Origin of the sequence: Amycolatopsis sp. 195334CR (assembly GCF_017309385.1) — a bacterium.
GTDB lineage: Bacteria > Actinomycetota > Actinomycetes > Mycobacteriales > Pseudonocardiaceae > Amycolatopsis.
The window spans coordinates 2974613-2988356 of the sequence record NZ_JAFJMJ010000002.1; the positions used below are offsets into that span (position 1 = coordinate 2974613).

The window sequence follows — 13744 nt, forward strand, 5'->3', positions numbered from 1 at the left end:
GCCATGGTTTCCCCCGTCAACCGCCGGACCGCGCTGCGCGGTGCCGCCGCGCTCGGTGCCGTCCCGCTCGCCGGAGCCGCCCTCACCCGGACCGCGAGCGCCGCCCCGGCGACCGGGTCCGAAGGTGTGCCCGGCAGCCGCCTCCGCCTTTCGACGGGGGTCACCGTGCACTACGTCGACCGGGGAGCGGGCCGCCCGCTGGTCTTCGTCCCCGGTTGGATGGCCACCACCGAGTTCTTCGGCCACCAGCTGACCCACTTCGCCGGCACCCACCGCGTGCTCAGCTACGACCCGCGCAGCCAGGGCAAGTCGGAGAAAACGGCGCAGGGCAACAACTTCACCACCCGCGGCCGGGACCTCGACGCCTTCCTGCGGGCACTCGACCTGACCGGCGCGGTGCTGGCAGGCTTCTCCTACGGGTCCTACGACGTGTTCGCCTACCTGCGGGACTTCGGCTTCGACCGGGTGGCCGGGGTGGTGGTGCTGGACCAGCCGCCCAAGAGCTGGGCCGCCGCGGGCGACCCGTCCTGGTCGGAGTCGCCGCTGGTCCCGGCGGGCCTGCCGGCCATCATGCGCGCCGCGATCGACGACCGCACCGCGTTCTGGACCGAGCAGGTGAAGATCATGCTGGCCAAGCCACCGTCCACTCCGGACACCGACCCGGAGGTGGCCTGGGCGGTGCGGCAGGGCCTGCTGATGCCGCAGGACCCGGCGATCGCCATGCTCGGCGACGGCATGGCGTCGGACTTCAGCGCGGTGGCCACCGAAACCGCGGCGACGGTGCCCACCCTCGTCTACTCCAGGACCGACTGGCTGCCCACCGCGCAGGCCTGGGTGAGCGAGCACATGCCCGCCGCCGACTTCGCCGAGATGCCCACGCACCTGGGCTTCCACATCGCGCCCGGCCCGTTCAACGACCGGCTGGCCGCCTTCCTCGCGGCACTCGGCTGACGACCGGCGACGCTGGCAGTCGCCAGCGCGCCGGCGATCATCCCGCACGCTCGCGGTACCAGCTCAACGGACGGCGAGCACGATCTTCCCGGTGGTGCGATCGGTCTCCCCATGGGCGTGCGCCTTGGCCGCCTCGGCCAGCGGGTAGGTCGCGTCGAGGTGGGCGCGGAGCCTGCCTTCCTCGGCCAGCGCGGCGATCGCGCGCATGCCCGCGTGGTCGGCCTCGACGAGCAGCACTTCCAGCCGGACACCCCGTTCGGCGGCCTTGGCCTCGGCGGCGGCGCCGACATCGCGCGGCAGGATCGAGATCAGCGTGCCCCCCTTGCGCAGGACGTCCAGCGAGCGGGTGAGGACGTCGCCGGCGAGGGGATCCAGCACCACGTCGACGTCACCGGCCACCTGCGTGAAGTCCGTGGTCCGGTAGTCGATCACCTCGTCCGCGCCCAGTTCGCGCAGCAGGTCGTGCTTGCCGGCGCTGGCCGTGCCGATGACGTGCGCGCCGCGCGCCTTGGCGATCTGCACGGCCAGGTGGCCGACTCCCCCGGCGGCGGCGTGGATCAGGACCCGCTGCCCCGGCCGCACGTCCGCGGTGTCGACGAGTGCCTGGTGGGCGGTGAGCGCGGCGAGCGGCAACGCGGCGGCCTGCAGGTGATCGATGACCGCCGGTTTGCGGGCGAACGCCCGGGCGGTGCCCGTGGCGTACTCGGCGTAGGCACCCGCACCGTGCGGGTAGGGCAGCATGCCGAACACCTCGTCGCCCGGCTTGAACAGGGTGACCCCGGCGCTGACCTCCTCGACGACCCCGGAGACGTCCCAGCCCAGCACCGGCACGGGCACCGGGCTCACCGACCTGCCGGCGCGGTGCTTCCAGTCGGTCGGATTGACGCCCGCCGCGTGCACGCGGACGAGGATCTCGCTCGGGCCCGGCGCCGGCCGCGGCCGCTCGACCTCCTTCAGCACCTCCGGGCCACCGAAGTCGTCCTGGCTGATGGCGCGCATGGTGGCGCTGTTCGCGGTGTTCTCAGTCATGTCCCCAGCCTGGCGTGCGGGCGGGTGCCCCAGCAATGGCAAGATGGTCATCATCCGATGGAATCCTGCCAACCGCCAGGAGGAACCCCGCCATGGCATCCGCGCACCGTGTGGTGACCCTCGCGCTCGACGGGGTGTACCCCTTCGAACTCGGTATGCCGAGCCGGATCTTCGGCGCGGCCGACGGCCGCTACGAAGTGCTGACCTGCACCGTCGACGGGCAGCCGGTGCGGACGGCCGCCGACTTCGCCATCACCGTCGAACACGGCCCCGAGGTGCTGCGCGCCGCCGACACCGTGGTGATCACGTCGTTCGGCACCTCCCCCACCGCGGCGGAACTGTCCTCGGGACGCCTACCCGAACCGGTGGCGGCGGCCCTCGCGCTGATCCCCTCCGGCACCCGGCTCGTCTCCATCTGCACCGGTGCCTTCGTGCTCGCCGCGGCCGGCCTGCTGAACGGTCGCCGGGCCACCACGCACTGGCAACTGGCCGAACAACTCGGGCGCCTGTTCCCCACCGTCGACGTGGACCCGGACGTGTTGTTCGTCGACGACGGCGACATCCTCACCTCGGCCGGTGCCGCGTCCGGCATCGACGTCTGCCTGCACCTCGTGCGCAAGGACCACGGCAGTGAAATCGCCAACCGGGTGGCACGCCGCTGTGTCGTGCCACCGTGGCGGGAGGGCGGGCAGGCCCAGTACATCGAAACCCCGATCCCCAGCACACCGGGGGACGGCACCGCGGCCACCCGCCACTGGGTCCTCGAACGCTTGCACGAACCGCTCAGCCTGACCGACCTCGCGCACCACGCGCGGATGAGCGTGCGCACCTTCGCCCGCCGCTTCACCGGCGAAGTCGGGATGAGCCCGGGCCGCTGGATCATCCAGCAGCGCGTGGCCCGCGCACGCCACCTCCTCGAATCCAGCGAACTCCCCGTCGACGAAATCGCCACTCAGGTCGGCTTCGCCACGGGCATCTCCCTACGCCAGCACCTCCACGCGGCGATCGGGGTCTCCCCCTTGGCGTATCGGCGGACGTTCCAGGCAAAGCGCTAGGAGCCGGGCAACGCGCTGTCCCCAGTCCCACCCGCCGAACATGGGTCGGTCACCGCGGTGATCCCGCGCGGCCGACCCAGGATCGCGTGCAGGTGACCGGGTTCAGCCATCGGGGCGCGCGCAACGCCAGGTCAGCGTCGTGTGGTCCGCCTCGCGGGCGGCTTGCCCGGCGTCCGGCTCAGCGGACGGCACAAGGTTCGGGATCCTGGCCGCGTCTTGACTGCGCCGAGGTTGTCCTCGACCCTCGCTTCGGTGCGGGATTCCGCGACGCCTGCCCGGCGACGTCCACAATGGACCAACACCGGCGGTTGCCCGTATTCGTGATCACCGAAGGAGTGCGGGATGTCTTCCTCGTTCAGCCGGCGGCGGCTGCTGCAAGCCACCGGGGCCGCGGCGGTCGCCTCGGCCGCGGGGTACTACGCCGGCGGCTCGACGGCCCACGCGGCGATCGCTCCGGTCCGGCCGGACCTCGGGGTGTCCGCGCATCCCTTCCAGCTCGGCCAGGTGCGGCTGACCGCGAGCCGGTGGCTGGACAACCAGAACCGCACGGTGAACTACCTGCGGTTCGTCAACGTCGACCGGTTGCTGTACAACTTCCGGGCCAACCACCGGCTGCCCACCCACGGCGCCGCCGCCAACGGCGGCTGGGACGCGCCGACGTTCCCGTTCCGCACCCACATGCAGGGGCACTTCCTCACCGCCTGGGCGCAGGTGTACGCCCTGACCGGGGACACCGCCTGCCGGGACAAGGCCGGCCACATGGTGGCGGAGCTGGCCAAGTGCCAGGCCAACAACGGTGCCGCCGGGTTCAACAGCGGGTACCTGTCCGGCTTCCCCGAGGCCGACTTCACCGCGCTGGAGGCGCGGACCCTGAACAACGGCAACGTGCCCTACTACTGCATCCACAAGACGATGGCCGGTCTGCTGGACGTGTGGCGCCTCATGGAGAACACGCAGGCGCGCGACGTGTTGTTGCGGCTGGCCGGGTGGGTCGACTGGCGCACCGGCAGGCTGACCACCCAGCAGATGCAGACCATGCTGCAGACGGAGTTCGGTGGCATGAACGCCGTGCTGGCCGACCTGTACCAGCAAACCGGCGACTCGCGGTGGCTCACCGCCGCCCAGCGGTTCGACCACGCCGCGGTGTTCACCCCGCTCGCGGCCAACCAGGACCAGCTCAACGGACTGCACGCCAACACGCAGGTGCCCAAGTGGATCGGTGCCGCCAGGGAGTACAAGGCCACCGGCACCACCCGCTACCGGGACATCGCCGCCAACGCCTGGAACATCTGCGTCGACGCGCACACCTACGTGATCGGCGGCAACAGCCAGGCCGAGCACTTCCGCCCGCCCAACGCCATCGCCGGTTACCTCAGCAAGGACACCTGCGAAAGCTGCAACACCTACAACATGCTCCAGCTCACCCGGGAGCTGTTCGCGCTGGACCCCGGCCGGGTCCAGCTGTTCGACTACTACGAGCGGGCGTGGCTGAACCAGATGATCGGCCAGCAGAACCCGGCCGACGCCCACGGGCACGTCACCTACTTCACCCCGCTCAACCCGGGCGGCCGCCGCGGGGTGGGACCGGCGTGGGGCGGCGGCACGTGGAGCACCGACTACGACTCCTTCTGGTGCTGCCAGGGCACGGGCCTGGAGATGCACACGGCGCTGATGGACTCCGTCTACTTCCACGACGGCACGACGTTGATCGTGAACATGTTCCTGCCCTCGGTGCTCACCTGGTCGCAGCGCGGGATCACGGTCACCCAGACCACGTCGTACCCGGTCGGTGACACCACCACCCTGCAGGTCACCGGCAACGTCAGCGGCACGTGGCCGATGCGCCTCCGCATCCCCGGCTGGACCACCGGGGCCACCATCAGCGTCAACGGCGCGGTCCAGAACATCTCCACCACGCCGGGCAGTTACGCCACGTTGACCCGCTCGTGGAGCCCCGGCGACACGGTCACCCTCCGGCTGCCGATGCGCATCATCCTGCGGCAGGCCAACGACAACGCGAACGTCGCCGCGGTCACCTACGGCCCCACGGTGCTGTCCGGGAACTACGGGAACACCTCGCTCAGCTCCCTGCCGGCACTGAACACCGCTTCGATCACCAGGACCAGCACCAGCTCGCTCGCCTTCACCGCCACGGCGAACGGCTCCACGGTCAATCTGGGCCCCTTCTACGACGCCCACGGCCACAACTACAGCGTCTACTGGAACACCAGCGGCCAGGGTGGTGGCACTTCCCGCCTGGTCAACGTGGGCAGTGGGCTGGTGCTGGGCATCCAGGACATGTCCACCGCCGACGGCGGCCGCGCGCTGCAGTGGCACGACTCGGGCACCGCGGACCACAACTGGGAGATCGTCGCCGACGGCAACGCGGTCCGCTTCCGCAACGCCAACAGCGGCAAGGTGCTCGGGGTGCGGGATATGTCCACAGCGGACAACGCGCACGTCCTGCAGTGGTCGGACAACGGCACCGCCGATCACCGGTGGACGCTGCTCGACCAGGGAGACGGGACGTACAAGATCCGCAACGCGCACAGCGGCAAACTGCTCGGCATCGAAAACAACTCCGCGAGCGCGGGTGCCTTCGCGGTCCAGGACTCCGACAACGGAACCGCCGACAACCGATGGCGCGTCATGGGCGGCAACTAGGGCAGATCGCCGGTAACGCCACCACGTCGGCCGGGCCACGGAGACCCTTGACAACGGGCTTGGCTGAGCGGCAACCGGTCCCGCGGTCGCTGCCTGCGTCATCCGGGTTCGCCGAGCTGCGGTTGCCGCGCCACGCCGGCGGCAAGCCGTCAGCCGAAGAGGGTGGTCAGGCGGTGGTCGACCAGTGCCACGGCCTCGGCGGTGGTGTAGGTACCGACGAGCAAGCCCAGCGCCAGACCGGTGACCATCGCCAGCAGACCGTCCACTTCGGTCAGTGCGGCCGGGTGGTCCAGCGCGGGCGCGAGCTGCCCCGCCAGTTCGCGGGGGATCCGGTTGAGCAGGGCCGCGACGCGTGCGTCGGTGATCGCGTGGGCGAGGTAGGCGTGGTGCACCGCGGTCAGCAGCCGGCTGCGCTCGTCGACCGCTAGCAGGCCGAGCAGGGCGGCGCGGAGCACGGCCCGCGGCCCGGAGGCCGCCTCGATCTCGCCCCGGAGCCGGTCCGACGCGACTTCGATCAGGTGCCGCAGGCCGTACTCGAGCATTTCCTCCTTGGCCGGGAAGTAGTACTGCACCAGGTTCATCGACATGCCCGCCTCGGCGGCCACCCGGCGCAGGGTGACCGCGCCCAGCCCTTCCGCCCTGGCGATCTCCCAGAGCGCGCCGGTGATCTCCCGGCGCCGTTGCTCGTGATCCACGCGTTTCGGCACGGCTGCTGGACTGGCCGCAGCCCCGCGAAGAGCTGACGATCGAAACCAGCTACGGCTCGACGAACGTGCGGCGCAGCGGCAGCGACACCGGCGTGCCGCTGGTCCTCCTGCACGGCGTCATGGCGACTTCGCTGTCGTTCCAGGCGCACGCCGCCGAACTGGGCGTGCACCACCCGGTCTACGCCGTGGACTCGCTGGGCGAGCCGGGGCGCAGCGTGCAGACCGCGCCGCTGCCCGATCCGGAGTCCGTGGCGGACTGGCTCGACCAGGTGCTCGCCGCGCTGGGCCACGAACGCGTGCACCTGGCCGGGGTCTCGCGCGGCGGGTGGCTGGCGCTGAACCAGGCGATCCGCCGCCCGCGGCGGCTTTCCGGGGTGACGGCGGTGGATCCCGGCGGGCTCGCGGACCTCGGGCTCAAGCAGCACCTGTGGCTGGCCGCCGGGCTCGGCCTGATGCTCTCCCCGACGGTGCTCCGGCGGCGGTTCGCGAAAACGAGCTTCAGCGCCTTCCTCGACGACACCGTCCGGCGGATCACGCTGGCGCAGTTTTCCCACCGCACCAAGGCGTTCATGTTCGACACGCTGACCGAGGACCAATGGCGGTCGCTGCGCGTACCGGTCGACCTCGTGCTCGGCGGGCGCAGCGTGCTCTACGACGCGGAACGGCAGGCGCGGCGCATCGCGGCGCTTTCGCCGAGTGTGCGCGTCGAGGTCGTGCCCGATGCGGCGCACGGCATCGAGCTGATGGACCTGGTCACCGATCGGGCGTTGCGCGCATCGGGCAGCTCGCCGGAAAGCTGAATTCCAGCACGGAGGTCCTCTGTAGAACGGTGGCGCAGGTGTGACACGGCAAGGCTTTTGCGTCACACCTGCGCGGGTAGGGCATGATGTTCGCGTGAACACCAACCCCGAGAAGGAGCTGCGCGAGGTCCGCGAGCTGCTGGCGAGCTTCACCACGCCGGCGTGCATCCGCCGCACAGCCGAGCTGGCCGGGGCCGTCGACAGGATCAGTTCCTGCGCCGCCGAACTACCGGAGGCGAACCACCTCCGCCACTGCCTCACCACCGCGGTCGACGCCATCCACGGGGCCAGGAGAGCGGCGAAGGTCCACCGGCGCAACCCGTTGACCCGGCCCCTCTCCCAGTCGCTGTTCGCACTGAAGACGGGAACCGCGCTGGGCGCGGTCGAGCAGGCGCTGGAAGAGCTGGAAGCGGCAGACTCCCTGTCCGTCCTTTGAGGACAACCGTCCCGCCCGCGTCCGAAAAAGGTACACGTCGAAGGGTCGTCTCCCGTGGCAAGTCGGTTCGGCGTCCTCCTGCGCGACATTCGGCGCCGCGCCGAACTCACCCAGGAGGAGCTGGCCGCGCGGTCCGGCATCGGGGTGCGCACCATCCGGCGGCTCGAGACCGGCGGGGGCAACGACCCGCGCATCGGCACGGTGACCTTGCTCGCCGACGCACTCGGCGTCACCCCGCGCGAGCGCCGCGACCTCCTCTCCGCCGCCGACGGCAGGCCTGAATCCGAGGCCGTCGAGCCGGTCACGCCCTCGTCGGATGGACCGGTGGTCCCGACGCCCGCCCTCGTCCGCACCGTCCCCGCCGAGGTGTCGGCCGCGGCCGACCACCTGGCCACGATCATCGCCGCCCGGCTCCGGCGCGAAGAGGAACTGCGCCGCGTGCACGACCCCTTCCCGCTGCCCGTCCGCTGGCGGACCGCCGCGGACCGGCTCGCCGACCACTGGGACAACATCTGCCGCGTTCCGCACGGCGTGACCGCGACCCCGCTGGACCTCACCGGCGAAGTCGGCGACATCACGCGCGCCTACCGCGCCATCCCCTCGCGACGGCTGGTGGTGCTGGGCCGAGCCGGCGCGGGCAAGACCGTGCTGACCCTGCGGTTCGTCCTCGACGCGCTGGCCGCCCGCCAACCCGGGGGCGCCGTCCCGGTGATCTTCAACATCGGCTCGTGGGACCCGGCCACGATGCCGCTGCGCACCTGGCTCGTCGAGACACTCCAGCGCGACCACCCCGGTCTCTCCGCCGCCGCTCCCGGCGGTTCGACGCTGGCGGCCGTGCTGACCGACACCGAACGCATCCTGCCCGTGCTCGACGGCTTCGACGAGATCGCCGAGGGCCTGCACCGCCCAGCCCTCGAAGCGCTCAACTCCCTGTCCAGGCCGCTGCTGCTGACCAGCCGCTTCGACGAGTACGAGCGCGCGGTCACCACGGTCGACGTGCTGACCTCGGCGGCCGTGGTCGAACTGACCGACCTAACCCCCGACGACCTCACCGGCTACCTGCCCCGGACCGCCCGCCGCACCACCTCCGGCGACGGGACCACGGCCTGGGACCCGGTCTTGGCCGAGTTGCGCGACCCGGCCGCCGGGAGCCCCGCCGCGAACCTCGCCGAGGTCCTGCGCACCCCGCTCATGGTCGGCCTGGCCCGCGCGGTCTACAGCGACCCCCGCGACCGCGACCCGGCGGACCTGCTGGACCCCAGCCGGTTCCCGACGGCACACGCCATCGAAGAGCACCTGCTCGACACCTTCCTCCCCACCGTCTACAACGGACAGCAGGAAACCGCGCCCGGCCTCGGCGACGACGCCAGGCAGCGCTGGGATCTCGACGAGGTCCGCCACTGGCTGGGCTTTCTCGCCGACGACCTCGACCGCCGGGGCACCGGCGATCTCGAATGGTGGCGGCTGGGCAGTTCGGCCATCAGCCGTCGATCGCGCGCCCTCATGGTGACGGCGTCCGCGTGGCTGGCCACGGCGCTGGTCGTGTGGCTGGTGTACAGCCCGCTCAACACGCTCATGACCGGTGCGCCGCTACGGCCGTACGTCATCTTCCTCGACGGGCTCGTCGTCGGCCCGGTGATCGCGGTCCCGTTCGGCTTGCTGTACTGGTTCGTCGTGCTCCGCAAGAGCGAGATCGTCGAGCCGACAAGGGTTCGCGTCCGGCTGTTCGACCGGTCGAAACGACAACCCGGTTTCCGGCGAAGGGCCGCCGCGAGGTTCGTGGCCGGCACCATCGGCGGCACGCTGGCCGGGTTCGCCTACTCGCTGGCGGGTTTCCTCGCGAAGACACCGGACCGGCCCACCACGGACGACCCCGGGCTGCTCGTCGACGCCGTCATCGTCGGCCTCACCTTCGGCCCGGCCTGCGGGGCGCTGCTCGCGCTCGTGGCGCTGCTGGAAGCGCCCGCCAACCTGACCACCAGCAGTCCCGCCGATCTCCTCGCCGCCAACCGCACGACCGCGTTGCGCCTCACCGGACTGCTCTCCGTCGCGCTCGGGGTCGCCATCGGCTTCGGCGGCCTCGCCGTGACCAGCGCGCTCGAAGTCGTCGCGGGCAAGCCCCTGAACGTCGACTGGACCGTCACCGACGGCCTGCTGCTCGGGATCACCGCGGGCTTCCGCGTCGGGCTCGCCTACCTCGTCGCCTTCACCGCGTGGGGCCAGTGGCTGGTCTTCACCCGCTTCCGGCTCCCGCTCCGCCGGAAACTTCCGTGGGCCGTCAACGCATTCCTCGACGACGCCTACCGCCGCGGCGTGCTGCGGCAGTCAGGGGCCGTCTACCAGTTCCGGCACGCCCGCCTCCAGGAGCACTTCGCCAAGGCCTACCGCGCCAAGCGTTAGACCTGTCACCGGCCGGAGGGTGGCGGGATCTCTCCCGAGCCCCGGCGGATGAGGGTGGCCGGGATGACGGCGTGCGTCGGCGGGGAATGGTCGCCCTTGATCCGGTTGAAGACCAGTTCCGCCGCTTTTCGGCCCAGGGCCGGGACATCCTGGCGCAGGACGGTGACACCGGGTTCGAGCATGTCGGCCAGCGGGAAGTCGTCGAAGCCGATCAGGGCGACCTGGTGGTGCAGGCCGCGGTCGCGCAGTGATCGCATCGCGCCGACGGTGAGCAGGTTCTGCGCGGTGAACAACGCGGTCGGCGGCTCGTCGAGGTCGAACAGGGATGCTGTGGCAATCTCCGCGGCGTTCGGGCCGTACAGGCCGGTGTGGACGAGTTCTTCCCGCAGGGTCAGCCCGGCACGGGCGAGCCCCTCCAGGTAACCGGTGTAGCGCTCCTGGCTCGTCCACAGTGTTTGCCGGTCGCCGAGGAAGGCGATGCGCCGGTGTCCCAGGCCCGCGAGCTGGAGCACGGCTTCCCGCGAGCTGTCGCGGTTGGTCGTGGTGACGCTGTCGGTGCTCTGGAACGTCGGCGGCCGGTCGACCAGCACCATCCGCATGCCGCGCTCACGTTCCTGCTGCAACGCGTCCTGGTGCCCGCCGGCGGCCATGACGACCATGCCGTCGACTCGGCGGGTGGCCAGCGAGGTGAGCATTTCGCGTTGCAGGTCGGTGTCGTCCTCGCTGCTGCCCGCCAGGACCAGCACGTCGTTCTTCCGCGCCAGGTCCTCGACCGCCCGCAGGAGCGCGGAGTCGAACGGGTTGGACAGATCCTCCAGCAGCACACCGATGGTGGCGCTGCGCCGGTCGGCGCGGCGCAGGCTGCTGGCGGAGAGATTGGGCCGGTAGCCGAGGGTGCGCGCGGCCGCGCGGACCCGGTCGACCACCTCGGGACCGGCCCCGGGCAGGTCGTTGATCACCCGCGACACCGTTTTCGTGCTGACCTTGGCGAGCGTGGCGACGTCCCGCATGGTCGGCTCCCGCCGGGCACCCCGCGACTCCATGGCACCTGCCCATTCCGAGTAACGCTTGCGTAACGGCGGCTTGTCGTCACTTCTCGCCCAAAGCTAGCGTCAACGATGACGTAGCAAAAGCCCCGCTTCCCGGCTGATCCGCGGAAGTGGTTCCGTCCGTAGCGGTTGGCGCCACAGGCCCGTTACGTCAACGTTGACGTAGACCGAAGCGAGCTCCCCTTCCCATCGATGTGAAGCGAGACTCCGATGCGCAGCTTTGCCGTCAAGCGCCTGCTCCGGCGCCGCGCCGTTCTCCTGTCGGCGGTGACGATCCTCGCCATGATCGCCGGGCCCACGGCGCACGCCGCGCCCTATCCGGAATATCCCTACGACGCGACCGACTACAGCGAGCCGTTCCGCGGCCAGTTCCACTTCAGTTCGCAGGGCGGCTGGATGAACGACGTGAACGCGCCGCTGTACTACAACGGCACCTACCACCTGTTCTACCAGCACAATCCGCACGGCCTGCACTGGGACACGATGCACTGGGGGCACGCGATCAGCAAGGACCTCGTGCACTGGACACAACAGCCGATCGCCCTGGAGCCGGGCACGCACAACGCCACCCTGTTCTCCGGTGGTGGCTGGGTCGACACCGCCAACGTCACCGGCCTCAAAACCGGTGCCGACGCGCCCATCCTGCTCTTCACCAACACCAACGGCGTGTCCATCGCCTACAGCACCGACGGCGCCAAGACGTTCCGGATGTACAACGGTGGCGCCAAAGTGCTCTCCACCCCGTTCGAATCCCGTGACCCCAAGGTGTTCTGGGACGCCGCACGCAACCGCTGGGGCATGGTGTTCTGGGGCGACGAAGGCGGCAACGTCGCGAAGTTCTACAGTTCGGCGAACCTGCTCGACTGGACCTACGGCGGCGAGTTCCGCGCCGACTGGCTGTTCGAGTGCCCGGACCTCTTCCCGCTGCCGGTCGACGGGGACACCGCGAACACGAAGTGGGTCCTGCAGGACGCCAGCGGCGAGTACGTAGTGGGCGCGCTCGACAGCGCGGGCGTCTTCGTGCCGGACGCCGGTTGGTCGCAACCGCAACGCCTCGACCTGGGACGCACCAGCTTCGACGGAACCGCTTACGCCGGCCTCACTTTCACCAACCTGCCCGACAACCGGGTGGTCCAGATGTTCTGGCAGCCCGGGAACAAGGGCGCGACCTGGACCGGAAACGCGTCCTTCCCGGCGCAACTCGGGCTCAGGACGTTCGCGGGCGAGGGCCTCCGGGTGACCCGCAACCCCGTGCCCGAGATCGCCTCGATCCGTCAGCCGGCGCAGACCTGGAGCAACCTGACGATCTCCGACGACATCACCACGAACCCGTTCAACGGCATCGCCGCGGACACCTACGAGATCGAGGCGACCTACGACCTGGCCGGAGCCACCGCCACGGACTTCGGCTTCGAACTGCACCGGCGGGACGACGGCACGCGCGACGCGGCGATCGGGTACGACCGGACGCGGCAGACCCTGGCCGACGCCCCCATGCCGCCCATCGACAACCGGGTGAAGCTGCGTGTGCTCGTCGATCGCGGGCAACTGGAAACCTTCGGCAACGACGGCCGGATCTCGGTCACGGACAACGTCAACTTCGACTCGTCGAGCCGCAGTCTCGGCATCCGGGCGTACGCCAACAACGGCACCGTCCGGCTCGAGTCGCTGACGTTCCGGCGGCTGGGCAAGGCGTGGGCGAACGCCCCCAGCGGACCGGATCAGGGCGTCGGCGCGATCAGGTGGAACGGGACCGGCAAGTGCGCCGACCGCGACAACGCCACGGCCGTCGTGCAGATCTGGGACTGCTTGACCGGCGGCAACCAGCGCTGGACGTTCACCGCCGCCGGGAAGATCAGGATCGGCAACGAATGCCTCGACCAGCCCGCGGAAACCGTCGGCAACGGCGCGCGGCTCACCACACATCCGTGCTGGGGCGGCGACAACCAGCGATGGATCCGCGTCGGCACGGACCAGTACCAGAACGCGTGGTCGAAACGCTGCCTCGACCTCGCCGCAGGTGACGCGGCCAATGGTCGCCAACTACAGGTGTGGGACTGCGTCGGTGGCCCGAACCAGACGTGGAGCATGCCGACCGCCTGACCACACCGGTCATCCCGCGCTGGGAAAGGACCACAGCCGCACGACCTGGTCATCACCGGCGGTGGCCAGCGTGCGGCCGTCCGGGCTGAACGCCGCGCCGTTGACACCGTCGATGGCCTCACCGATCTGCTGCCCGGTCTCGACCTGCCACAGGCGCAGCGACAGGCGTTCGGCGCCGAATTCGACGGCTATCCATCTCGCTGAGCACCCGCGGCACGCTTGCATGAAGAAATGAATCAGTGCTTCAATCCGCGCGCTGATCAACGAACGAGGAGCTGCCCATGTCTGCCCACCCCGCCCGCGTGGCCGGAATGCTCATCGCCGGTACCGGCCTGGCGCACTTCGCGGCGCCGCGGTTGTTCGAGGCCATCACCGCGCCGCTGTTCCCCAAGGACACCCGCGGGTGGGTGTACCGCAACGGGGCCACCGAGCTCGCGCTGGGCGTGGCGTTGTCCGCGGACAAGACGCGCAAAGCGGGCATCGCGGGACTCGCAGCCTACGTGGTTTGGCTGGCCAGCCGCGCTGCCGCGAACCGCTGACCGAGCCCTTG

12 protein-coding genes are annotated in these 13744 nt (G+C 70.6%); 8 read left to right on the forward strand and 4 right to left on the reverse strand.

Translation table 11 applies throughout. The features are described from left to right. Positions 1–3: 3 nt before the first annotated feature. Positions 4–951, forward strand: a complete 948-nt coding sequence (locus tag JYK18_RS36610) for an alpha/beta fold hydrolase (protein WP_206807980.1) — start codon at positions 4–6, stop codon at positions 949–951. Between the two features lie 63 nt (positions 952–1014). On the opposite strand, the gene JYK18_RS36615 is transcribed toward JYK18_RS36610, so the two are convergent. Next, a complete protein-coding gene (locus JYK18_RS36615; RefSeq protein WP_206808332.1) occupies positions 1015–1950 on the reverse strand; it encodes an NADP-dependent oxidoreductase in 936 nt (311 codons plus the stop codon). Between the two features lie 122 nt (positions 1951–2072). On the opposite strand from JYK18_RS36615, the gene JYK18_RS36620 reads away from it, so the two are divergent. Further along, complete coding sequence (locus tag JYK18_RS36620) at positions 2073–3035, forward strand: GlxA family transcriptional regulator (protein ID WP_206807981.1); 963 nt, start codon at positions 2073–2075, stop codon at positions 3033–3035. Between the two features lie 342 nt (positions 3036–3377). Then, positions 3378–5699: a beta-L-arabinofuranosidase domain-containing protein gene (locus tag JYK18_RS36625; RefSeq protein ID WP_206807982.1), complete on the forward strand. Its 2322-nt coding sequence runs from the start codon at positions 3378–3380 to the stop codon at positions 5697–5699. Positions 5700–5848: 149 nt separating this feature from the next. Here the strand turns inward: JYK18_RS36625 and JYK18_RS36630 are convergent, their stop codons facing one another. Further along, positions 5849–6406, reverse strand: a complete 558-nt coding sequence (locus JYK18_RS36630; RefSeq protein ID WP_206807983.1) for a TetR/AcrR family transcriptional regulator — start codon at positions 6404–6406, stop codon at positions 5849–5851. Positions 6407–6498: 92 nt separating this feature from the next. Here JYK18_RS36630 and JYK18_RS36635 point away from each other — a divergent pair, with 92 nt between their 5' ends. From JYK18_RS36635 to JYK18_RS36645, 3 genes are all read left to right on the forward strand, one after another. Further along, positions 6499–7206, forward strand: a complete 708-nt coding sequence (locus JYK18_RS36635; protein WP_206807984.1) for an alpha/beta fold hydrolase — start codon at positions 6499–6501, stop codon at positions 7204–7206. Positions 7207–7300: 94 nt separating this feature from the next. Further along, positions 7301–7642 carry a hypothetical protein gene (locus JYK18_RS36640; RefSeq protein WP_206807985.1) on the forward strand — a complete coding sequence of 114 codons (342 nt, stop codon included), beginning with the start codon at positions 7301–7303 and terminating at the stop codon, positions 7640–7642. Between the two features lie 54 nt (positions 7643–7696). Beyond that, positions 7697–10042: a helix-turn-helix domain-containing protein gene (locus JYK18_RS36645; protein ID WP_206807986.1), complete on the forward strand. Its 2346-nt coding sequence runs from the start codon at positions 7697–7699 to the stop codon at positions 10040–10042. Between the two features lie 5 nt (positions 10043–10047). Here JYK18_RS36645 and JYK18_RS36650 read toward each other — a convergent pair whose 3' ends face one another. Then, the gene (locus JYK18_RS36650) at positions 10048–11085 is read right to left on the reverse strand and encodes a LacI family DNA-binding transcriptional regulator (RefSeq protein WP_206807987.1); all 1038 of its coding nucleotides are present in this window, start codon (positions 11083–11085) and stop codon (positions 10048–10050) included. A gap of 216 nt (positions 11086–11301) precedes the next feature. Between JYK18_RS36650 and JYK18_RS36655 the strand changes: the two genes are divergently transcribed. Next, positions 11302–13194, forward strand: coding sequence for a ricin-type beta-trefoil lectin domain protein (locus JYK18_RS36655; protein ID WP_206807988.1), 1893 nt, complete (start codon positions 11302–11304; stop codon positions 13192–13194). A gap of 9 nt (positions 13195–13203) precedes the next feature. Here JYK18_RS36655 and JYK18_RS36660 read toward each other — a convergent pair whose 3' ends face one another. Further along, on the reverse strand, positions 13204–13458 hold the full coding sequence (locus JYK18_RS36660) for a WD40 repeat domain-containing protein (RefSeq protein ID WP_206807989.1): 255 nt from the start codon (positions 13456–13458) through the stop codon (positions 13204–13206). Positions 13459–13475: 17 nt separating this feature from the next. On the opposite strand from JYK18_RS36660, the gene JYK18_RS36665 reads away from it, so the two are divergent. Further along, on the forward strand, positions 13476–13733 hold the full coding sequence (locus JYK18_RS36665) for a hypothetical protein (protein ID WP_206807990.1): 258 nt from the start codon (positions 13476–13478) through the stop codon (positions 13731–13733). Positions 13734–13744 lie beyond the last annotated feature (11 nt).